Origin of the sequence: Prochlorococcus marinus CUG1433, from assembly GCA_017644425.1 — a bacterium.
GTDB lineage: Bacteria > Cyanobacteriota > Cyanobacteriia > PCC-6307 > Cyanobiaceae > Prochlorococcus_A > Prochlorococcus_A marinus_U.
Window position 1 is genome coordinate 1,112,829 of record JAEPLN010000001.1, and the last position, 21,060, is coordinate 1,133,888.

The 21,060-nt window shown below is 33.4% G+C and carries 24 protein-coding genes and 1 tRNA gene; 18 read left to right on the forward strand and 7 right to left on the reverse strand.

Going from position 1 to position 21,060, the window contains the following annotated elements; all coding sequences use genetic code 11:
• Positions 1-35: 35 nt before the first annotated feature.
• From rpsM to prfA, 9 genes are all read left to right on the forward strand, one after another.
• Entirely contained in the window at positions 36-401 is a 366-nt protein-coding gene (gene rpsM, locus JJ842_06320) for a 30S ribosomal protein S13 (GenBank protein MBO6971524.1), read from the forward strand.
• 44 nt (positions 402-445) lie between these two features.
• Entirely contained in the window at positions 446-838 is a 393-nt protein-coding gene (rpsK, locus tag JJ842_06325) for a 30S ribosomal protein S11 (protein MBO6971525.1), read from the forward strand.
• Positions 839-902: 64 nt separating this feature from the next.
• On the forward strand, positions 903-1,841 hold the full coding sequence (locus JJ842_06330) for a DNA-directed RNA polymerase subunit alpha (GenBank protein ID MBO6971526.1): 939 nt from the start codon (positions 903-905) through the stop codon (positions 1,839-1,841).
• A 14-nt stretch (positions 1,842-1,855) separates the two neighbouring features.
• Entirely contained in the window at positions 1,856-2,206 is a 351-nt protein-coding gene (gene rplQ / locus JJ842_06335) for a 50S ribosomal protein L17 (protein ID MBO6971527.1), read from the forward strand.
• Between the two features lie 37 nt (positions 2,207-2,243).
• Complete coding sequence (truA, locus tag JJ842_06340) at positions 2,244-3,050, forward strand: tRNA pseudouridine(38-40) synthase TruA (GenBank protein MBO6971528.1); 807 nt, start codon at positions 2,244-2,246, stop codon at positions 3,048-3,050.
• A 115-nt stretch (positions 3,051-3,165) separates the two neighbouring features.
• Positions 3,166-3,597: a 50S ribosomal protein L13 gene (rplM, locus tag JJ842_06345; protein MBO6971529.1), complete on the forward strand. Its 432-nt coding sequence runs from the start codon at positions 3,166-3,168 to the stop codon at positions 3,595-3,597.
• Positions 3,598-3,606: 9 nt separating this feature from the next.
• Positions 3,607-4,017 carry a 30S ribosomal protein S9 gene (gene rpsI / locus JJ842_06350; protein MBO6971530.1) on the forward strand — a complete coding sequence of 137 codons (411 nt, stop codon included), beginning with the start codon at positions 3,607-3,609 and terminating at the stop codon, positions 4,015-4,017.
• 14 nt (positions 4,018-4,031) lie between these two features.
• On the forward strand, positions 4,032-4,292 hold the full coding sequence (rpmE, locus tag JJ842_06355) for a 50S ribosomal protein L31 (protein ID MBO6971531.1): 261 nt from the start codon (positions 4,032-4,034) through the stop codon (positions 4,290-4,292).
• A gap of 27 nt (positions 4,293-4,319) precedes the next feature.
• On the forward strand, positions 4,320-5,414 hold the full coding sequence (gene prfA / locus JJ842_06360; GenBank protein ID MBO6971532.1) for a peptide chain release factor 1: 1,095 nt from the start codon (positions 4,320-4,322) through the stop codon (positions 5,412-5,414).
• 10 nt (positions 5,415-5,424) lie between these two features.
• On the opposite strand, the gene JJ842_06365 is transcribed toward prfA, so the two are convergent.
• A complete protein-coding gene (locus tag JJ842_06365) occupies positions 5,425-5,982 on the reverse strand; it encodes an HNH endonuclease (protein ID MBO6971533.1) in 558 nt (185 codons plus the stop codon).
• Between the two features lie 17 nt (positions 5,983-5,999).
• On the opposite strand from JJ842_06365, the gene JJ842_06370 reads away from it, so the two are divergent.
• Both JJ842_06370 and JJ842_06375 read left to right on the forward strand, forming a co-directional pair.
• Positions 6,000-7,199: an alanine racemase gene (locus JJ842_06370; GenBank protein ID MBO6971534.1), complete on the forward strand. Its 1,200-nt coding sequence runs from the start codon at positions 6,000-6,002 to the stop codon at positions 7,197-7,199.
• A gap of 61 nt (positions 7,200-7,260) precedes the next feature.
• A tRNA-Ser gene (locus JJ842_06375) sits at positions 7,261-7,349 on the forward strand.
• Between the two features lie 35 nt (positions 7,350-7,384).
• On the opposite strand, the gene JJ842_06380 is transcribed toward JJ842_06375, so the two are convergent.
• Together JJ842_06380 and cobJ are read right to left on the reverse strand one after the other, a co-directional pair.
• Positions 7,385-8,173, reverse strand: a complete 789-nt coding sequence (locus JJ842_06380; GenBank protein ID MBO6971535.1) for a TIGR01548 family HAD-type hydrolase — start codon at positions 8,171-8,173, stop codon at positions 7,385-7,387.
• Between the two features lie 89 nt (positions 8,174-8,262).
• On the reverse strand, positions 8,263-10,065 hold the full coding sequence (cobJ, locus tag JJ842_06385; protein MBO6971536.1) for a precorrin-3B C(17)-methyltransferase: 1,803 nt from the start codon (positions 10,063-10,065) through the stop codon (positions 8,263-8,265).
• Positions 10,066-10,399: 334 nt separating this feature from the next.
• Here cobJ and psaA point away from each other — a divergent pair, with 334 nt between their 5' ends.
• The 3 genes from psaA to JJ842_06400 all read left to right on the forward strand — a co-directional run bounded on the left by psaA (position 10,400) and on the right by JJ842_06400 (position 16,025).
• Positions 10,400-12,703: a photosystem I core protein PsaA gene (gene psaA, locus JJ842_06390; protein ID MBO6971537.1), complete on the forward strand. Its 2,304-nt coding sequence runs from the start codon at positions 10,400-10,402 to the stop codon at positions 12,701-12,703.
• Positions 12,704-12,730: 27 nt separating this feature from the next.
• A complete protein-coding gene (gene psaB, locus JJ842_06395; protein MBO6971538.1) occupies positions 12,731-14,959 on the forward strand; it encodes a photosystem I core protein PsaB in 2,229 nt (742 codons plus the stop codon).
• 103 nt (positions 14,960-15,062) lie between these two features.
• A complete protein-coding gene (locus tag JJ842_06400) occupies positions 15,063-16,025 on the forward strand; it encodes a glycosyltransferase family 2 protein (protein ID MBO6971539.1) in 963 nt (320 codons plus the stop codon).
• Between the two features lie 4 nt (positions 16,026-16,029).
• On the opposite strand, the gene JJ842_06405 is transcribed toward JJ842_06400, so the two are convergent.
• Entirely contained in the window at positions 16,030-16,422 is a 393-nt protein-coding gene (locus tag JJ842_06405) for an annexin (GenBank protein ID MBO6971540.1), read from the reverse strand.
• A 92-nt stretch (positions 16,423-16,514) separates the two neighbouring features.
• Between JJ842_06405 and JJ842_06410 the strand changes: the two genes are divergently transcribed.
• A complete protein-coding gene (locus JJ842_06410; protein ID MBO6971541.1) occupies positions 16,515-16,628 on the forward strand; it encodes a photosystem I reaction center subunit VIII in 114 nt (37 codons plus the stop codon).
• 27 nt (positions 16,629-16,655) lie between these two features.
• Positions 16,656-17,255, forward strand: a complete 600-nt coding sequence (locus JJ842_06415; protein ID MBO6971542.1) for a photosystem I reaction center protein subunit XI — start codon at positions 16,656-16,658, stop codon at positions 17,253-17,255.
• A 64-nt stretch (positions 17,256-17,319) separates the two neighbouring features.
• Here JJ842_06415 and JJ842_06420 read toward each other — a convergent pair whose 3' ends face one another.
• Positions 17,320-18,078: a C40 family peptidase gene (locus JJ842_06420; protein ID MBO6971543.1), complete on the reverse strand. Its 759-nt coding sequence runs from the start codon at positions 18,076-18,078 to the stop codon at positions 17,320-17,322.
• 3 nt (positions 18,079-18,081) lie between these two features.
• On the opposite strand from JJ842_06420, the gene JJ842_06425 reads away from it, so the two are divergent.
• The gene (locus tag JJ842_06425; GenBank protein ID MBO6971544.1) at positions 18,082-18,984 is read left to right on the forward strand and encodes a serine hydrolase; all 903 of its coding nucleotides are present in this window, start codon (positions 18,082-18,084) and stop codon (positions 18,982-18,984) included.
• A 9-nt stretch (positions 18,985-18,993) separates the two neighbouring features.
• On the opposite strand, the gene JJ842_06430 is transcribed toward JJ842_06425, so the two are convergent.
• Together JJ842_06430 and JJ842_06435 are read right to left on the reverse strand one after the other, a co-directional pair.
• Positions 18,994-19,200 carry a hypothetical protein gene (locus JJ842_06430; GenBank protein ID MBO6971545.1) on the reverse strand — a complete coding sequence of 69 codons (207 nt, stop codon included), beginning with the start codon at positions 19,198-19,200 and terminating at the stop codon, positions 18,994-18,996.
• 1 nt (position 19,201) lies between these two features.
• Positions 19,202-19,876, reverse strand: coding sequence for a recombinase family protein (locus JJ842_06435; protein ID MBO6971546.1), 675 nt, complete (start codon positions 19,874-19,876; stop codon positions 19,202-19,204).
• A gap of 290 nt (positions 19,877-20,166) precedes the next feature.
• On the opposite strand from JJ842_06435, the gene lipA reads away from it, so the two are divergent.
• Positions 20,167-21,060: a lipoyl synthase gene (lipA, locus tag JJ842_06440; protein MBO6971547.1), complete on the forward strand. Its 894-nt coding sequence runs from the start codon at positions 20,167-20,169 to the stop codon at positions 21,058-21,060.

Consider the following 21,060-nt stretch of genomic DNA (forward strand, 5'->3'; position numbering starts at 1 on the left):
CCCTCATAATTCAAACTTTAACTTACTCAAAACACGTGGCCAGGATTGCAGGAATTGACATACCTCGCGAAAAGCGAGTTGAAATTGCACTTACATACGTATATGGAATTGGTTTAACAAGATCAAAGCAAATTCTTGTTAATGCAGGGGTAAACCCAGATGTTCGTGTCAAAGATCTTTCGGATTCTGATGTGCAAAAACTTAGAGGTGCTTCAGAGGAATTCACTTTAGAGGGAGACTTAAGAAGAAAAGAGGGAATGGCACTAAAAAGACTTCAAGATATAGGGTGCGTAAGAGGAAGAAGGCATAGAATGAGTCTTCCAGTAAGAGGTCAAAGAACTAGAACTAATGCAAGAACAAGAAGGGGTTCAAGGAAAACAGTTGCTGGAAGAAAAAAATAATTAACTAAATCTATTAACAAACTGAATTATTAAATTTCATCATCATGGCAGCCACAGTAAAAAAAACAGGTTCAAAGAAATCCAAACGTAATGTACCAAATGGTGTGGTACATATTCAAAGCACATTCAATAATACTATCGTTTCAATTACTGACACCTCTGGTCATGTTATCTCTTGGTCTTCTGCAGGTGCCAGTGGATTTAAGGGGGCTCGGAAAGGTACTCCTTTTGCTGCTCAAACAGCAGCTGAAGCTGCGGCTAGGAGAGCACTTGATCAAGGCATGAGACAAATAGAAGTATTAGTTAGAGGTCCTGGCTCAGGTAGGGAAACGGCCATAAGAGCTTTACAAGTGGCCGGTTTAGAAATAACTCTAATAAGAGATGTAACTCCGTTACCTCATAATGGATGTAGAAGACCGAAACGGAGACGCGTTTAGGTCTTAACTATTCTCCAAACCCCCCCCCCCAAAAAAAAAACAACTTTCAACCTCATTTTTTTCCGTGTTGCAATACCAGATTGACAGAATCGACCATCAAATTTCAGATGATCGCTCCCAAACAGGAACTTTTTTAATTGGACCTCTTGAAAGAGGACAAGCTACAACTTTGGGTAATTCTCTTAGAAGAGTCCTGATGGGAGGACTTGAAGGGAGTGCAGTGACTGCAGTAAGAATAGCAGGAATTAATCATGAATATGCCACTATTCCAGGAGTTAGAGAGGACGTTTTAGATATTCTCCTCAATTGTAAGCAACTATCAATTAATAGTTCTAATCCAGAACTCGAAATTGGTAGGTTGGTGGCAACTGGTCCAATGGAGGTGAAGGCGAATGATATTCAATTCTCATCTCAAGTTGAAATTGTGGATGGCGAAAAACCGATCGCCACTATCCAGGAAGGCCATAATTTAGAGTTGGAAATCCATGTTGAAAGAGGTGTTGGATATAGACCTGTCGATCGTAAGAATGAAGAGACAACTGCTATTGATTTACTTCAAATAGATGCTGTATTTATGCCAGTGAAGAGAGTTAATTTTACGATTGATGAAACTGCTGTAGCAGAGGGCGGTACAGGTAGAGAAAGATTAAAAATGGAAGTTGTAACAGATGGATCAACAAGTCCTGATGATGCTATTGCTGAAGCCGCAAATCAATTAATTGAACTCTTTCAGCCCCTTGCTACTGTTACAATGGTTGAGGAAATTCCTGAAGAACCAGAACCATCTCCCGAAGCTCAAATTCCTCTTGAAGAACTAAACTTGTCCGTTAGAGCATATAATTGTCTAAAAAGGGCACAAGTTAACTCGGTTTCAGATTTAATGGGCTTTAGCTACGAAGATCTTCTTGAAATTAAGAACTTTGGCTCTAAATCTGCGGATGAGGTTATTGAAGCTCTTGAGCGTATCGGAATTTCAATTCCACAAAGTAGGACCTCTGTTTAACAATTTTTAAGATTATGCGACATCAACTTAGAATTCCATTATTGAGTAAACCTGCTGACCAGAGGAAAGCACTTTTAAGAGGTTTGACTACACAACTAATTAGAGAAGGTAGAGTAACTACTACAAAAGCGAGGGCAAAAGCTTTAAGAAACGAAGCTGAAAGGATGATTACTCTCGCTAAAGAAGGTACTTTGGCTTCTAGGAGAAGAGCTATTGGATATATTTATGATAAAAAACTAGTTCATTCATTATTTGAAAAAGCAAAGGAAAGATATGGAGATAGAAATGGTGGTTATACAAGAATAGTTAGAACCGTTTCTAGAAAAGGTGATAACGCTCAGATGGCTATTATTGAACTTGTTTAAGTTATTCAATACAAGTTTTTTAAATAGAAAATAATTTTTGAAAAGGGTAGCATTACTAATCCAATACGATGGATCTTGTTATTCGGGCTGGCAAAGGCAAAAAAATGCAACAACAGTTCAGGGAATTCTGGAGGAAGCCCTTTTTAAGATTACTCAGCAAGTCGTAAAAACTTTTGCTTCAGGGAGAACTGATGCTGGGGTCCATGCATCAGGTCAAGTAGTACACTTTGATACTGATTGGGTTATTCCTAGCTATAGTTATTCCGATGTCCTAAATAGTCTTTTACCCTCAACAATTAGAATATTGGAATCAGTTGAGGTTAAAGAAAGTTGGCATGCATGCTATTCAGCAAAATATAGACATTATAGATATGTCATTAATAACAGTAAATTACCAAATTTGTTCATCAATAATTGGTCATGGCATAGATACCAAAAAGTATTAGATGAGGTTTTAATGTTAAAGGCATCTAAGACAATGGAAGGAGAACATGATTTTTTTGCTTTTCAGAAAAGTGGAAGTAATAGGATAAATTCTATTACAAAAATAAAGAATATAGATATTAAAAGAGTGGAGGATTTAGTTTTAGTTGATATTAAAGCAACTGGTTTTCTTTATGGAATGGTCCGTTTAATTGTTGGTCAATTAGTGTTGGTTGGAGAAAAAAAAATTTCTCCAGAAATTTTTACAGATAGATGGGTAAACAAAAAGAAAAATGATGTTAAAGAATCTGCTCCAGCTAAGGGGTTATGTTTTGTAAATGCTGTTTATGAAGAAAATGTTTTTAAAAAGATTAATAATAATGATTTTTTTCCTGTATTTTTAATTAAGGGTTTTTCTTAAGAAAAATTTAATTAAGCGAATTTTTTGTTTAAATCATTCAAAACTGTTGTTTTATATTCCTTCCATAAGGTAGAATTTAAGACTAATTTAAATTTTATTTGCAGAAACTTGGTAAATGAATAAAACAATTACTCCATCTTTAGAGACAATCGAAAGAAATTGGTTTTTAGTTGACGCAAAAGATAAGACTCTTGGTAGACTTGCTACGGAAATTGCAACTGTCTTGAGAGGTAAGAATAAACCAACATTTACACCTCATCTAGATACTGGAGATTTTGTCATTGTAGTAAATGCCGAGAAAGTTGAGGTAACAGGTAAAAAATCATCACAAAAATTGTACAGGAGACATTCTGGAAGACCAGGAGGAATGAAAATTGAAAAATTTGAGTCTTTACAACAAAGAATTCCTGAAAGAATCATCGAGCAAGCTGTTAAGGGTATGCTGCCTCATAACTCTTTAGGAAGACAGCAATTTAAAAAACTAAAAGTTTATAAAGGTGCTGATCATCCTCATGCTGCTCAGAATCCTGTATTATTAAATAGTTAATTTATCAAAATGAATAGTCAAATAAAAAACAAAGCTGTGTATTGGGGAACTGGAAGAAGAAAAACTTCAGTAGCTAGAGTTCGCTTGATTCCAGGAAATGGAATAATAAAAATTAATGGTCGTGCTGGAGATGATTACTTAAACTTCAATCCTCTGCACTTAAATTCAATAAAAGCACCTTTGCAAACATTAGGCCTTGAAAATTCTTATGATATTTTAGTAAATGTTTTCGGCGGTGGATTGACTGGTCAAGCAGATGCTATAAAGCAAGGTGCAGCTCGAGCACTTTGCGAATTATCTCCTGACAATAGGAAACCGCTAAAAACGGAAGGCCATCTCAGTAGAGATCCTAGAGCTAAGGAAAGAAGAAAATATGGTCTTAAAAAAGCAAGAAAAGCTCCTCAATTCTCTAAACGTTAAAGGAAATTTAAATTATGCCAAAATCAGAAATACACCCAAAATGGTATCCAGATGCAAAAGTTATTTGTAATGGAGAAGTTGTAATGACTACTGGCTCCACTCAGCCTGAATTACATGTTGATGTTTGGAGTGGTAATCATCCCTTCTTCACTGGAACTCAAAAGATTCTTGATACAGAAGGTAGGGTTGATAGGTTTATGAAAAAATATGGAATGGGTTCAGCTAATTCAGCCACATCAAAAGATCAAAAAGAAGAAAAAGATTCTAAAAAATAGAATTTTCAAAATTAAGCTCAACTTCATTTGGAATACTCAACATTAATTGCAAGGTTGAAAACTGCTTCAGAAAGTTTTGAAAATTTGGAAGTGCAACTTGCAGATCCTGATATAGCTAATGATCCAAAAAAATTAGAATCTATAGCAAGAGAAAGATCAAAATTGGAACCTTTGGTGATTGATTTTAATAAGTTGCTTGATACTGATAAAGAAATTGAAGATTCAAAAAATTTATTGAAAGAGAATAGAAATGATAAAGAAATGGAATCTTTGATAAATGAAGAGTTAATAACTCTTGAGGAATTTAAGAGTGAACTGATTCAAAAAACCACAATCGCCTTATTGCCAAAAGATCCAAGAGATGAAAGAAGTGTAATGTTAGAAATAAGAGCCGGTGCTGGAGGTAACGAGGCTTGTATCTGGGCGGGTGACTTAGCAAGAATGTATGAAAGATATGGACAAAAAATTGGATGGTCTGTAAAACCTGTTAGTGCTTCCGAGTCAGATATGGGTGGATTTAAGGAGTTGGTTATCTCCGTTAAGGGAGATGCTGTATATAGTCAACTTAAATTTGAGGCTGGTGTGCATAGAGTCCAAAGAGTTCCAGCTACTGAATCTCAAGGTAGAGTTCACACCTCTACTGCTACAGTTGCCGTTATGCCTGAGGCTGATCCTGTTGAGGTTAAAATTGATCCAACAGATCTAGAGGTTGGAACAGCAAGATCAGGAGGTGCAGGAGGACAAAATGTTAATAAGGTAGAAACAGCCATTGATCTTCTCCACAAGCCTACAGGAATAAGAGTTTTTTGTACTCAAGAGAGATCACAATTGCAAAATCGCGAACGAGCAATGGAAATTTTAAGAGCTAAATTGTATGAAATTCAAATAAAAGAAGCCAATGCAAAAGAGAGATCACAAAGGCTTTCCCAGGTTGGAACAGGTGATAGAAGTGAAAAAATCAGAACTTATAATTTTAAAGATAACAGGACAACTGATCATAGATTAGGTTCTAATTTTTCTCTTGAGCCAATTCTTGCTGGTCAATTAGAAGAAGTGATTAATGCATGCATAGCGCAAGAACAAAAAAGAATGATGGAAGATTTTAATAAAGAAGTAAATTAAGATTTTTTTATTAGATTGCAACCCCTATTACGTATTTACTCCATTCTTTATGCTTGCCAGAGTCAATTTGTCTTGTGGCTTCAAAATTTAGATTACTTAATGGACGGTAAGGCTTACGTTTTAAGGGCATATTCGCCTCTTCGGGGGTTCGATTACCTTTTTGTACATTACACCTGAGACATGCAGTAGTAACATTTTCCCAGTTATCTGTTCCACCTCTGCTTCTCGGTAAAACATGATCTATTGATAGGTCGCTACCTCTATAGTTACAATATTGGCAAGAATTATTATCTCTCAGAAGAATATTTTTTCTTGTTAAAGAAACCTCTCTAAAAGGAACTTTGACGTAGTAACGAAGTCTTATAACTGTCGGCAACTTTTTCCCGCTATGAATTGAATATGTTTTATCTTCCTCTAAGCTTTCTGCTTTACCTTTAATCATCAAAATTACTGCTCTTCGCCAAGAAGTGATGTTTAAAGGTTCATAAGATGCATTTAAAACTAGAGTCTGGCCCATGCCAAAATACAATTTACATGTCATGCTAACTGTATATTTCAATAAGCGCATATATTTGTGCAAAGTTAATGCAAAATAGGCAAACAAATCAGGTATTTAATTTTGATAAATTTCAAAATTTTGAAAAAGATATAGATCTAAAACAAAGGGCATGGATTGAAGTTAAAGGTAAAGCAATAGAAACAAACGTTAGACAGTTAAGATCAAAATTAAGTAAAAATTGTCAATTTATGGCAGTCGTTAAAGCTGATGGATATGGACATGATGCAAAAGTAGTATCTGAATATGCTATTGAAGGCGGAGCTTCGGAATTAGGCGTTGCAACTTTAAAAGAAGGGATTAAGCTACGTTCTTTTGGGGTTAAAAAACCAATTCTTATTCTCGGAAATCTATATACAAAAAGAGATTTAATAATATCCTTTAAAAATGATCTTATGCCAACTATAAGTAGTCTAAGAGAGTGTTTAGTTTGTAATAATATCGGGAAGCACTTTGGGTTGAAATTTTCTCTACATCTTAAGGTTGATACTGGAATGTCAAGATTAGGATTTGAATCTAATAAATTTGTTCAGCAATTTGAAAAAATAAAATCTTTTGAGAACATTTCAATAAAAGGAATATATAGTCATTTATCTTCTGCAGATGAAGATAAAGCATTAGCTTCTCAAAGTATTACACAATTACAAAGACTGAAGTTTAATAAATTATTAAAGCAAATTAAGCTTGATAGCAGTAATCAAATTAAGATTCATTTGGCTAATTCAGCGGGAATGCTTCTTAGCAAAGATTTTCATTTCAATATGGTGCGTGTTGGGCTTTCTATGTACGGATACAGTCCTCTTGCTAAAATAGATAAAAATTTATTACTTAATCCAGCTTTATCTTTGAAGGTCAAAGTAGCTTTTATAAGAACTATTGATAAAGGTGTAAGAGTAAGTTATGGAGGCAAATTTGTAAGTCATAGAAAAACTAAGTTAGCTATATTAAGTATTGGTTATGCAGATGGTGTACCAAGAAATCTTTCAGGAAAAATTAACGTTATCCATAATAATAAATTTTATCCTCAAGTTGGATCTATAACTATGGATCAAATGATGGTAGACATAACAGATTCTAATGAAATTAAAGTTGGTACTACCATGTTATTACTAGGATCTGATGGAGATAAAACAATTTCTCCTCTTGAATGGGCAAGAAAATCTAATACTATACCTTGGGAAATTCTTTGTTCTTTTAAAAATAGATTACCGAAAGTTCAAGTAGATTAGACATTTCGATTAAATAAAAAATTTTGAATGTTTGCAGAAAAATTGATAATGTATAAGAACTGGAGAGGTGGCTGAGTGGTTGAAAGCGGCTCCCTGCTAAGGAGTTACAGGAGGTAACTTTTGTCGAGGGTTCGAATCCCTCCCTCTCCGTAATTAATTAAGAAACTTTTTAGTTTTTATTTTTTTTAAAATAAGTCAAGATTTATATCTTTAAGGTCATAAATAGAATTTAAAATCAAGTCAGCGCCTGCATTTCTAAGATTTGTTTCGTAAGAATTACGTTCTTTTAATCGAGAATTTAAATGTAAATGAGGGGGAGCTATTCCGATGCTTATGAATTTCTGAGATGGTATTTCTTTTCTGGCATTTATAACTGTATTTATATCTGCAATAGTATCTCCTACGTATGCAATAGGAATATTTGATTCGCCGAGTTTATCTGCTAGAAGCTTTTTTGATAAGTTAATAAAACCCCTTGGATTAGGCTTGTCAGGTGCATCTCCCATAGAAATTAATGGTGGCGATTTTAGCCCAAGTCTTTTTTCTAAAACAAATTTTGCAGAGGCAGACTCTGCACCACTTACAAAACCCCAAATTATTCCATTGCGTTTAATTAAATCAAAAAACTTTTTATCAACTAACAACTCCTCATTTGTTATGTATCCAGACCAATATTTACTATCTTTATTTGGATCTCCACCAAAGTAAAACTCCTCAAAACATTTTACTATTACTTCTCTTGAGGGGATTTTAAGGTTTAAGTTCTCTTTTTTTATTCTTCTTTTTATAAGCTCTAAACTTAGATCCCAGTCATTATTCCATATCCCCTCATTTTTTGCATTATCAATATCTAGATAACTTGGCTCCCATCCGGAAAAGTTGTAAACTGTTTTTTTTAATGAAAGCCTATAACTATTTTCTACGCTTCGGATTACCCCATCAATATCAAATAAAATTAAACCAATATTTTTCAATTAATTTTTTTAATTCTTTTATAAAAGATTAGTATTCTTATTAGAAAAAAGCAAAAAAGATATTTTCTTTAAAAATGAATTATCTAAGCTTAATGTTGTAAATATCCTCTTGGAGTAAGAAATATTTCATCTATTAACGTGGTTTGAGAATTACCAATAATAATTATTGATAACATATCAATTTCTTCAAAAGGAATTGTTTTTAAAGTGGAAAATTTTTTAGATTGATTTTCTCTACCTACTTGTCTAGCTATTAAAACGGGAGTATCCCCTTTCCTGGTTTTTAAACATAGATCAATTGCACTTTTTAGTTGCCAATTTCTTTCAATGGATTGAGGATTAAATAAAGCTATTACAAAGTCACCCAAAAGAGCTCCTTCAATTCTTTTTTCTATTAAGGACCATGGAGTTAATTTATCGCTTAAGCTTATTGAACAAAAGTCATTCATTAGTGGTGCTCCACTAATCGCAGCGGCTAATTGCACACTACTTATACCTGGATGTACTTGAAAGTAAGGTCTGTATTTTTTTTTGATTTTTTGAAGTAATTCTAAAAGTAAACCAGCCATGCCATAAAATCCAGACTCACCTGAAGAAATTAAAGCCACTTTTATACCTTCCTCGGCTAATTTAATTGCTTTACTACACCTCTCTTTTTCTTCAGTAAGTTTACTTTCAATTAAAACTTGGTCACTCCTTTTTAAGGGCTTAATTAAATCTAAATACATTTTGTATCCGATCCAAACAGTACTTCTTGAAAGTGCCTGTTTTGCATTATTGGTTAGGAAGGAGATATCACCAGGACCACTTCCAATAATATGAATTTCGCCATGGGTTGGATTATATTGAATTTTTGATTCTGCTACAGCAATAGTTACTGCCCCAGATTGATCTTTAAAAATTCTTTTTTCTTTTAATAATTTTGATTCTTTTCCTGCTGCTAGTAAGCAAGAGGCTTCTGCTACGGAAGGTGTGCCAATTTCCTTGTGAACGACATTTGATGGATTTGGAACAATTATTGTTGAAAGATCTTCTTTACTAAAAAACTTTATAGGCAAGTTTTTTTCTTCAGAAAGCTCCAAAATTCCTTTCTCATCTTTTTTAATATCAATAGTTGCAAATCCTGCAATTGATTGCTGTGATAAATTTCCTGACTCCAAAAAATTATTTAAAGAATTTGCTATAAATTCTTTGCTTGTATTTCTTTCACATCCAATGCCAATCCATAATACGGGAGGATGCCAATTTCTTTGATTATTTTCGAATATACTTACATGAAATGTTGAATCTGGTTTTTCAATTTCATTTTTATTAATTTGATTAATAATCGCCCCTGATTTTGAAGTTTTCCATAAGCTATTGCCAGATAATTGTTTGCAAAATATTTCTTCGTTCTTGGCTTGTTTAATAACTAGTTTTGACCAATCCTTTATGTTGCCAGATCTTTTCCAACCCCATTGATTCCCAAATGCATCAAGATTTAAGAAGCTTTGATCATTGGAATTATTAGTTTCTATTATTTCGCCACCAAGTAAATTAGCAATTTGACATGCAATATTTTGGGTATTTGACTGATGTAAGCCAATTAAAGGAACTATCTTGGAACATTTGTTATCTATAACGATTACACCTGGATCTTGATCTTTAGAGGTTAAAAAAGAATTTATTATGCGTATTGATGCAGCAATTGAGCCTATAAAAATTATTAAATCTATTTCCAGCCATTTTTTAAGTAAGATTTCTTTAGGTTTTTGTACTTCAATAAGTTCATTTTCCTTTCCATCATCTTTTGAAGAACCTGCAATATATATATCTTTGACAAATTCTGTTTTTTTAAGCCTTTTTAAAATTTCTTTTGAATTATTAGATAGACCTATAGCAATTCCTTTCAAACCAGAAATTATTGATAGTTACTTTGAAATTATATCCTGTAGCTGGATTTAAAAATATTTCTTTGAAATATAAAAAAAAATTTAAGAAATTTAATTAAAATTTGAGTAAAAATACTTATAATTTAGTCATAGACTAGAATTTAACAAAATATTCATATAGTAACAATCATTAGAACATTTGTTACGTTAATGCATAACGAAAGAATCTTTGCCTTATTATTTTTGAAACGAATATTTAAAGATCCGTAAGATTCGTTTTCTTGAACATTATCATTAAAAATAAGTTCAAGATCCGATCAATCGGCTTTAATGTCAATTATTTTCGAGGTGCTAGATGACCATCAGCCCACCAGAAAGTGGAGAAAAAAACAAAAAAGTTTTGGAGGATCCTGTTAAGGCCGATCCAAGACCTATTGATTTTGCCAAATTAGATAAGCCAGGGTTCTGGTCAACTAAATTATCTAAAGGTCCAAAAACTACAACTTGGATCTGGAATTTGCATGCTGATGCACATGATTTCGATGTGCATACAGGTGATGCTGAAGAAGCAACAAGAAAAATCTTTTCAGCTCATTTTGGACATCTTGCAGTTATTTTCATATGGATGAGTGCTGCATTTTTCCATGGAGCAAGATTTTCTAATTATTCAGGTTGGTTAGCTGATCCAACTCATGTCAAACCGGGAGCTCAGCAAGTATGGGCCATTGTTGGTCAAGAAATGCTTAATGCTGATCTTGGTGCTAACTATAACGGTATTCAAATCAGTTCAGGGATATTCCACATGTGGCGAGCATGGGGAATTACTAACGAGAGTGAATTGATGGCTTTAGCAATAGGTGCTGTAGTAATGGCTGCACTTATGCTTCATGCAGGAATTTTTCATTATCATAAAGCAGCTCCAAAAATGGAGTGGTTCCAAGATATTGAGTCTATGCTTAATCATCATATAGCTGGTTTAGTGGGACTAGGATCTTTAGCATGGGCTGGCCACTGTATTCATATCGGAGCTCCAACAGCAGCTCTCTTAGATGCAATTGATGCAGGTTCTCCTTTAGTCATAAATGGTAAAGAAATAGCAACTATTGCAGATATGCCTATGCCTCATCAACTCTGTGATCCACAAATTATCGGTCAGATATTTCCAGGATTAGCAAGTGGTACAGGTAATTTCTTCAGTTTAAACTGGTTAGCTTTCTCAGACTTCCTTACTTTCAAAGGTGGACTTAACCCTGTGACAGGTAGCTTATGGATGACTGATGTTTCCCATCATCATTTAGCTTTTGGTGTAATAGCAATTATTGGTGGTCATATGTACAGAACCAATTACGGTATTGGTCATAGTATGAAAGAAATATTAGATTCTCAGCAAGGAGACCCAATATTATTCCCTGCTCCTAAAGGTCATCAAGGACTTTTTGAGTTCATGGCAGAAAGTAGACATGCCCAGCTTGCGGTAAACCTAGCAATGCTTGGATCAATAAGCATACTTGTATCTCATCACATGTATGCGATGCCTCCATATCCATATATAGCTACTGACTATATGACAGTTCTTGGATTATTTACTCATCACATGTGGATTGGTGGATTATTCATAGTAGGTGCAGGCGCTCATGCAGGAATTGCAATGGTTAGAGATTATGATCCAGCAAAACATATTGATAACGTACTAGACAGAATCCTCAAAGCAAGAGATGCCTTAATCAGTCACTTGAACTGGGTATGTATGTGGTTAGGATTCCATAGTTTTGGACTCTATATTCACAACGATACTATGAGAGCTTTGGGTAGACCCCAAGATATGTTTAGTGATTCTGCAATCCAGCTTCAGCCAATTTTTGCTCAATGGGTACAGAGTATTCAAGCTTCTGCTGTTGGAACTTCTCTTTTAGCAGGTACTGCTGAAGCTTTACCTCACAAAGCTTTAAGTGAGGTTTTCAATGGAAGTTTAGTAGAGGTTGGTGGAAAGGTTGCCATAGCTCCAATTCCATTAGGTACAGCTGATTTAATGATTCATCATATTCATGCTTTCCAAATTCACGTAACTGTTTTGATACTTCTCAAAGGAGTACTTTACGCAAGAAGTTCAAGGTTGATCCCTGATAAAGCTTCTTTAGGATTTAGATTCCCTTGTGATGGACCTGGAAGAGGTGGTACATGTCAAGTTTCTTCATGGGATCACGTTTTCTTGGCACTTTTCTGGATGTATAACTGTTTATCAATAGTTATTTTCCACTTCTCTTGGAAAATGCAGAGTGATGTTTGGGGACTTACTGGCGGTAATTTCGCACAAAGCTCTATTACTATTAATGGTTGGTTAAGAGATTTCCTTTGGGCGCAAGCTTCTCAGGTATTAACAAGTTATGGTGAATCCATAAGCATGTACGGTTTGATGTTCTTAGGAGCTCACTTCATATGGGCATTTAGTTTAATGTTCCTCTTTAGTGGACGTGGATATTGGCAAGAATTGTTCGAATCAATTGTTTGGGCGCATAACAAACTTAAAGTTGCTCCAACCATTCAACCAAGAGCTTTATCTATTACTCAGGGTAGAGCGGTAGGTGTAACACACTTCCTTGTCGGTGGTATAGCTACCACATGGGCTTTCTTCCATGCTCGCCTTTTCGGCCTGGGCTAATTACCTGAACTTCACCTTTTTAATTCAATGGCAACAAAATTTCCATCATTTAACCAGGGTCTAGCTCAGGACCCTACAACCCGACGAATTTGGTACGGAATAGCTACCGCTCACGACTTTGAAAGTCATGATGGTATGACCGAAGAAAAGCTTTATCAGAAGCTTTTCTCTACACATTTTGGTCATTTAGCAATAATCGCCCTCTGGGTAGCTGGTAACTTATTCCATATTGCTTGGCAAGGTAACTTCGAGCAATTTGTACTTGATCCAACTCACGTTCGTCCTATTGCTCATGCTATTTGGGATCCTCATTTTGGATCTGGTATCACAGAAGCAATGACACAAGCTGGAGCCAATGGTCCGGTAAACATAGCTTACTCAGGTCTCTACCATTGGTGGTACACAATTGGAATGAGAACTAATGAGCAACTCTTCCAAGCTTCAATATTCATGAGTATTTTGGCTTGTTGGACTCTATTTGCAGGTTGGTTACACTTACAGCCAAAATTCAGACCATCTCTAGCATGGTTTAAAAATGCAGAGTCAAGATTAAATCATCATTTAGCTGTCTTATTTGGTTTTAGTAGTATCGCTTGGACTGGTCATTTGGTTCATGTTGCAATACCTGAGTCAAGAGGTCAACATGTAGGTTGGGATAACTGGTTAACAGTGCTTCCACATCCCGCAGGATTAGCGCCTTTCTTTACTTTAAACTGGGGAGCATATGCCCAAAATCCTGATTCTCTAGACCAAGTATTTGGAACAGCTGAGGGAGCTGGTACAGCAATCTTTACTTTCTTGGGTGGTCTTCATCCTCAAAGTGAAGCACTATGGCTTACTGACATTGCACATCACCATATTGCAATTGGTACAGTTTTTGTAATTGCTGGTCATATGTATAGAAATACTTTTGGTATTGGTCATAGCCTCAAAGAAATTACAGAAGCTCATAATACAAGACACCCTAATGATCCTCATAAAGGTAGCTTCGGAATTAACCACGATGGAATATATGAAACTGTAAATAACTCATTACATTTCCAACTTGGATTAGCTTTAGCATCACTTGGTGTTGCAACTTCTCTTGTAGCCCAACATATGGGTGCACTTCCCTCTTACGCTTTTATTGCCCGTGACTACACCACACAATCCGCTCTATATAGTCATCATCAGTACATAGCTATGTTCTTGATGGTCGGTGCTTTTGCACACGGAGCCATTTTCTTTGTGAGAGATTACGATCCTGAATTAAATAAGGATAATGTACTAGCAAGAGTACTTGGAACAAAGGAAGCTTTGATTAGCCACCTTAGTTGGGTAACAATGTTGCTAGGATTCCATACTCTTGGAATTTATGTTCACAATGATGTTGTCGTAGCTTTTGGTAATCCTGAAAAGCAGATTCTAATCGAGCCAGTATTTGCTCAATTCGTTCAAGCTGCTCAAGGTAAGATGATGTACGGCTTTAACGCTTTGTTATCTGATCCTACAAGTTCAGCAACTCTCGCAGCTAATTCATTACCAGGTAATCATTACTGGATGGATCTTATCAATAGACAAGATGCATTAAGTGCTTTCTTACCTATCGGGCCAGCAGATTTCTTGGTTCACCATGCTATAGCTTTAGGTCTTCATACAACTGCTTTGATCCTTATCAAAGGTGCACTTGATGCTAGAGGAACAAAATTAATTCCTGATAAGAAAGATTTAGGTTATGCTTTCCCTTGCGATGGACCTGGACGTGGTGGTACTTGTGATAGTTCATCTTGGGACGCTATGTACTTAGCTATGTTCTGGGCATTAAATTTAATAGCATGGGTAACTTTTTACTGGCATTGGAAACACCTAGCAATTTGGCAGGGTAATGTAGCGCAATTTAACGAATCAGGAACTTATCTAATGGGTTGGTTTAGAGATTATCTCTGGTTAAACTCTGCGCAACTTATTAATGGATATAATCCATTTGGAGTAAATTCTCTATCTCCTTGGGCTTGGATGTTCCTATTCGGTCATTTAGTTTGGGCTACTGGTTTCATGTTCCTAATATCATGGCGTGGTTACTGGCAAGAGTTAATTGAAACATTAGTTTGGGCGCATCAGCGTACTCCAATTGCTAACCTTGTTGGCTGGAGAGATAAGCCAGTTGCACTTTCAATTGTTCAAGCTAGATTAGTTGGACTAGCACATTTCACGATTGGAAACATACTTACATTTGGTGCATTTGTTATCGCATCCACTTCAGGTAAGTTTGGTTAAATTTCCCTTAAATAATTTAAATCACCACGTTTGTGGTGATTTTTTTTGTTTAATTTTAATGTTATAAATTAAGTTAAAATTGTGTAATTATTATTAAATATAAATGTCAGATATAAAACAATTAATTTCTATTATCGTCCCTGTTTTCAATGAAAGCGAGAGTATTGGGCTTTTATTGGATGAAGTTATAAATGTAATGTCATCTCATAAATTTAATTTTGAATTGATTGTTGTAAATGATGGTTCTAAAGATAATACTCATCAAGTATTAAAGCAACTAACTCACAAAATCAAGGAATTGTCAGTAATTTCCCTTCGCAAAAATTACGGTCAAACAGCAGCAATGTCAGCTGGCTTTGATAATTCTAAGGGCGATATTGTTATTACTTTGGATGGTGATTTACAGAATGATCCAAATGATATTCCTTTATTAATTTCAGAAATTAATAATGGTTATGATTTGGTTTGTGGTTGGAGGTTTGATAGAAAAGATAAATTAATTAATAGAAAGATACCATCAAAAATAGCGAATAAGTTAATAGCTCACGTAACAGGTTTAAAGTTGCATGACTATGGTTGCTCATTAAAAGCTTTTAAGAAAGAAATAATAGAAGATATAAAGTTATATGGGGAACTTCACAGGTTTTTGCCAGTTTTAGCAAATATTGAAGGTGCAAGAATCAAAGAAATTAAAGTAAATCATAGGAGCAGGCAATATGGATCTAGTAAATATGGAATTGATAGAACTTTTAGAGTTTTAATGGATTTACTAACTGTTTGGTTTATGACAAAATTTTTAACAAGACCGATGTATGGATTTGGTTTTGTTGGAATTATAAGTATTTTCTCTAGTCTTGCGATAAGTTCTTATTTGATAGTTTTAAAAATAATGGGTGAGGATATTGGAAATCGTCCGTTGCTGATGTTTGCATTAATATTAGGAATTGCTGGTGTTCAATTATTTAGCTTTGGATTATTGAGCGAACTTTTAATTAGGACTTATCATGAAAGTCAAAGTCGTCCAATTTACAGAATTAGATCAATAAACAGTGCTAAGCAAAATTAATTGTTTACTTGAACTGTCTTATTAATAAAGCTGAAATTTCAACGACTTCAGGAGAAATATCTCTCAAGCCTTTTCGTAAAATTGGTAATGTTGATTTATCAGCCAATTCTTTCGCAATTTTTAATGCCTTTAATTTATTTTCTTTATCACCCTGAAAAAGACTAATCATTTTATTTCTTTGAGATTTTTTATAAAATACTGAGTAATTTTTTTCTTCGTGATTGTATAAATAACTATTTTTTTTAGATAGAAATTTATTATTACTTTTTTTATTTTTCTTTAATTTAATAGAATTTAAATTGCTTTGATTTATTAACTTTTTAAAGCTTCTTTTTTTAAAAACTAGAAGTAATATTCCTATAAAAATAATAAGTAAAATTGCGAAAAAATTTAACATGTAAAAAGTTAATAATTTTTATATCATCCAGTAATAAAATTAACATTATTTCGCTGATAAAGACTAAAGTGTTTAAAGATGTTTAAAGAACTATGCCATCTGATTTACCAAGTCTTTTACCCTCAATTTTTGTTCCATTAATTGGTATAGCAATGCCTGCTGTTTTTATCGTATTGATTGGAAGATTAATTACAGCAACTGAATAAATTATCAAACACTTAACTATTAAAAAAATGAGCGACTTTCAAAAATCATTCTCTGAATCAACAAGTTCTATTAAGTTTGATGAGAAATACATAGATACTTCTGTTCAACCAAATGATATTGGTGTAGCAGAACAATGGGCAGTAAAAACAGTTGCTGATCCCTTTGTAGGTAATTTAGCTACTCCAGTTAATAGTGGTTATTTTACAAAAGCCTTCATAAATAATTTACCTTTTTACAGAGAAGGTATTTCTCCTAATTTTAGAGGTTTAGAAACTGGAGCAGCTTTTGGGTATCTTCTATATGGACCTTTTACCATGACTGGCCCATTAAGAAATTCTGAATTTGCTCTAACAGCTGGACTTCTCGCTACTATTGGAGCTGTTCATATTTTGACAGCACTTTTTGTTCTATACAATGCACCTGGTAAAGCACCTAATGTTCAACCTCCGGACGCGACTGTTAATAATCCTCCAAAGGACTTATTTACAAGAGCTGGTTGGGCTGATTTTACTAGTGGATTTTGGTTAGGAGGATGTGGAGGAGCTGTTTTTGCTTGGTTACTTGTTGGGACATTACACTTAGATACCATAATGCCAATCATTAAAAATATTTGGACTGCTGGTTAATTTCTAAATAAAAGAATAAGTAATATTTTGATTTAATTTAAAATTTAATGGTGAGCTCTATTACCTAACGTATAGTGCGGTCCCATCTATAATTTCTAACTACTCTTCCTGCCGAAATTAGTTTAGATTTATAATGCAAGGATATTTTATCATTAGACTTTTTTAGCGTATCTAATCCTATTCCATTTCTGCCAAAATCTATTCCAGAACTATGGTAATAGTTTCCGTCTCCTTTGTAGATTCCAATATGATCACATTTTTCTTCATTTCCAAAAAATAATAGATCGCCAGGTCGTAGAGCCGCATACGATTCTTTGTAATAAAAAAGGTGCTTACAAAAACTTTTTATTTGAAAAGAGTCTCGGGGTATATAAATTTGATGCTTTAAAAAAGCAGTCTGAATTAATCCAGAACAATCAAAATTGGGTCCTAATGTACCTCCCCAAAGATATTCATTATTTAACTCAGATTGATTTTTGATCCATTTTAAAATTGAGTTAACTTTATCTTTTATAAAGAAGTGTTCATTTCCCAAACTGTTATTTTTTTTGAATTCGTATTTCTCAATAATTAATCCATCTAAATTTATCCAGCAGACGTATCCATCTTCATATAGTTGAACTAGTATTCTTGAAGATTTATGGTTGTTTTGATAATTATTTGGATAAATCAGCCTAAAAATTCTATCTTTAAATATTTCAGTCACTAATTTATCTTCTGTTTCATTTTGATATCCAGAAATATTAACTTTTAATTTCCACCAAATAGTTTTTGAAAAATTAGTTTGTTTAAATAGTGAGATAGGATTTTTATAACTTTCCATACAATGTCCTTTTACCATTTAAGTAGAGAGATGGGTATAGCCTTAAATGATATTTTAAGGAGAGTGTGCTCTTATGATAAAGATTTTTCAAGAGAAGATATTTCGATAACTTGGATTAATTATAAAAGTGAAAATAAAAGTGTATTTAAAGGTTTTGGAACTGGTATTAATAATAAAAAAATGGTTTACCCTGCCAGCATAGTCAAGTTAGTTTATGGCCTTGCTACATTTTATTGGATTAAAAAAGGAAGTTTATCATTATCAGATGAAATTATTGATGCTGTAAGGAAAATGTTGTCTTTTTCCAGTAATAATGCAACAAGCTTTTTAATTGATTTACTTACTGGAACAACAAGTGGACCTCGCATTGAAGGCGAACTATGGGAAAATTGGAAATATCAAAGAAGGATAATTAATGATTGGATAAATGATTTAAATTGGGAAGAATTGGATGGTATAAATTGCTGTCAGAAGACCTGGGACGATGGACCATTTGGTCGTGAGAAAGAATTTTATGGACATCATAATAAAAATAGAAACGCTATGAATTCTGATTCAGCTGCAAGGGTACTAGAGGAAATTATGATTCATATTGATTATCAAGAAAATGATTTAAATTTGCGAAGTTTTTTAAAAAGAAATTTAAATAAAATTGTTCTTAAAAAAGATTCTCTCAATCAAATAGATGGTTTTTTGGGTGCAGGATTACCAGAAAGCATTAATCTTTGGAGTAAAGCAGGCTTAATGTCTGAAGTTAGACATGATTCAGCCTGGTGGACTAATAGTCAATCTCTACACACTTTATTAGTCGTTTTTTGTAATGGAGAAAAATATTCTAAAGATACCTCCTTCTTACCATTAATAGCCAAAGAAATATATGAATTTAATAAGAGTTATCCGATTTGAGGATTTAAGTCAATCGTCTAAGTAATTAGAGTCTAATTTATCAGTATAGGCTTCATAAGGTAACATCATTACTTCCTCAAAATCTAAATCATTCATAATCCATTCTCTATATTCAGCTAACAAACTTTTTCTATCTTCATTATCTAATTCATAAATACGCAACGCTGTATCTTTGAAATTTTCTTTAATTAAATTTTCAATTTCTTTCCTCTTCATTTTATATTAATTCTCCTTCCAAAATCACTCTTCTTATTGTTGATAATGCAATTCCTGTTTGTGATCTGATTGATCGATATGAATATCCTTCATTGCGTAATCTGATTACCAAAGATTCTTTTAAAGGACTTATTTTGGGCCTTCCTCCCAGATTATTCCCAGATAATTTTCTTCGTAATAGTTGTTCTTTTTTTCTTTCTCCTAAACTTTTGTCTTCTAAATTATCTAATTCATATAAAATTTTAAAAATTGAGGAAATTTCATTAGAGGATTCATTAGCAGCAAAAAAACCAGTCAAAGTTCGCAATTTAATATCCTTATTAATTAATTTATTTATTGTCCGCAAACATTCTTTTTTATTTTTAAAGGCTCGGTCAAGCTGAGTTATTATTAATTGATCACCTCTAAATAAGCAATTTATAGCTTTATTGAGTTGGGGTTTGATTTCTTCATCTAAACTTATAAATTCAGAGAAAACTAAACTGCAACCCTCTTTCTTTAAAATTTTTATTTGCTCTTCTAAATATTCATTTTCATTATGAGCAGCTCTGGCATAACCTATCGCTTTAGAGTTTTTATTTTTTTCAGATAGTAAAAGACGTTTTCTTTTAAATTTAAAAGTCAATGTTTTATTACATATATTTTTTAATGTATCAATAAATTTTAAAAAAAACACTTTTTAGTACAAATAAATTCAATAATTACAATCTATTTATTAATTTAGAGTTTTATTATAATGTTCTAATATCTGTATTAAAAATAACGTTTCAAATACTGTTTTTTTTTAGTTGATGAAACAAAAATATTGTGTAATTATTAACTTTAATTTGGATTTTTAAATTATCGATGGACTAGTTAAATTCATTTATTTCTTGACTTCCATGTTTAGGCATCATTTTTGAAATTATTAATAGTTAATTCATCTTGTTTTTAGTAAAATAAGTTTACAGGTCAGAAACACTTAATTTGACAAATAATCCTAATAGTTTAATTTCAAAACCTGATTGGTTAAGAGTAAAAGCTCCGCAAGTTGAGAGAATTGGGAATACGGCAGCTTTGTTAAATGATTTAAAGCTCAATACTGTATGTCAAGAAGCAAGCTGTCCAAATATTGGTGAATGTTTTGCTAGTGGAACTGCCACTTTCCTTATAATGGGTCCTGGCTGTACTAGGGCATGTCCATATTGCGATATTGATTTTGATAGATCAAAAAGAGAATTAGATCCAACAGAACCATATCGTCTAGCCGAAGCAGTTTTTAGAATGAAGCTTAAACATGTTGTAATAACATCGGTAAATAGAGACGATCTTGAGGATGGTGGTGCATCTCAATTTTTTGAATGTGTTTATCAAGTAAGAAAAAAATCTCCTGAAACTACTATTGAGCTTTTAATTCCTGATTTTTGCGGTAACTGGAAAGCGCTTGAAAAAGTTCTTGATTCAAATCCAAACGTTTTAAACCACAATATTGAGACTGTGCCTTCACTATATAAAAAAGTAAGACCTCAGGGTAAATATGAGAGAACTCTTGAGTTACTAAAAAGAACCAGAAACTATTCTCCCAAAGTTTATACAAAGTCAGGCTTTATGCTTGGTCTTGGAGAAAAAGATGAGGAGGTCTTAAGTCTTCTTGAGGATTTAAAAAGTAATTTCGTCGATATTGTTACTATTGGGCAATATTTATCTCCTGGCCCAAATCATTTACCTGTTCAAAGATTTGTGAGTCCTTCAAAATTCAATTATTTTAAAGTTTTCGGGGAAAAAAATTTGGATTTTATGCAAGTAGTTAGTTCTCCTTTAACTCGAAGCAGTTACCATGCTGAAGAGATTCAAAAACTTATGAAAAAATATCCAAGATAG

What these genes read in the sequence shown, in the direction of transcription:
- rpsK (MBO6971525.1), top strand. Translation starts at nt 446, where the DNA reads ATGGCAGCCACAGTAAAAAAAACAGGTTCAAAGAAATCCAAACGTAAT.
- rplQ (MBO6971527.1), top strand. Translation starts at nt 1,856, where the DNA reads ATGCGACATCAACTTAGAATTCCATTATTGAGTAAACCTGCTGACCAG.
- rplM (MBO6971529.1), top strand. Translation starts at nt 3,166, where the DNA reads ATGAATAAAACAATTACTCCATCTTTAGAGACAATCGAAAGAAATTGG.
- rpsI (MBO6971530.1), top strand. Translation starts at nt 3,607, where the DNA reads ATGAATAGTCAAATAAAAAACAAAGCTGTGTATTGGGGAACTGGAAGA.
- rpmE (MBO6971531.1), top strand. Translation starts at nt 4,032, where the DNA reads ATGCCAAAATCAGAAATACACCCAAAATGGTATCCAGATGCAAAAGTT.
- JJ842_06365 (MBO6971533.1), bottom strand. Translation starts at nt 5,982, where the DNA reads ATGCGCTTATTGAAATATACAGTTAGCATGACATGTAAATTGTATTTT.
- JJ842_06370 (MBO6971534.1), top strand. Translation starts at nt 6,000, where the DNA reads ATGCAAAATAGGCAAACAAATCAGGTATTTAATTTTGATAAATTTCAA.
- psaA (MBO6971537.1), top strand. Translation starts at nt 10,400, where the DNA reads ATGACCATCAGCCCACCAGAAAGTGGAGAAAAAAACAAAAAAGTTTTG.
- psaB (MBO6971538.1), top strand. Translation starts at nt 12,731, where the DNA reads ATGGCAACAAAATTTCCATCATTTAACCAGGGTCTAGCTCAGGACCCT.
- JJ842_06400 (MBO6971539.1), top strand. Translation starts at nt 15,063, where the DNA reads ATGTCAGATATAAAACAATTAATTTCTATTATCGTCCCTGTTTTCAAT.
- JJ842_06405 (MBO6971540.1), bottom strand. Translation starts at nt 16,422, where the DNA reads ATGTTAAATTTTTTCGCAATTTTACTTATTATTTTTATAGGAATATTA.
- JJ842_06410 (MBO6971541.1), top strand. Translation starts at nt 16,515, where the DNA reads ATGCCATCTGATTTACCAAGTCTTTTACCCTCAATTTTTGTTCCATTA.
- JJ842_06415 (MBO6971542.1), top strand. Translation starts at nt 16,656, where the DNA reads ATGAGCGACTTTCAAAAATCATTCTCTGAATCAACAAGTTCTATTAAG.
- JJ842_06420 (MBO6971543.1), bottom strand. Translation starts at nt 18,078, where the DNA reads ATGGAAAGTTATAAAAATCCTATCTCACTATTTAAACAAACTAATTTT.
- JJ842_06425 (MBO6971544.1), top strand. Translation starts at nt 18,082, where the DNA reads ATGTCCTTTTACCATTTAAGTAGAGAGATGGGTATAGCCTTAAATGAT.
- JJ842_06430 (MBO6971545.1), bottom strand. Translation starts at nt 19,200, where the DNA reads ATGAAGAGGAAAGAAATTGAAAATTTAATTAAAGAAAATTTCAAAGAT.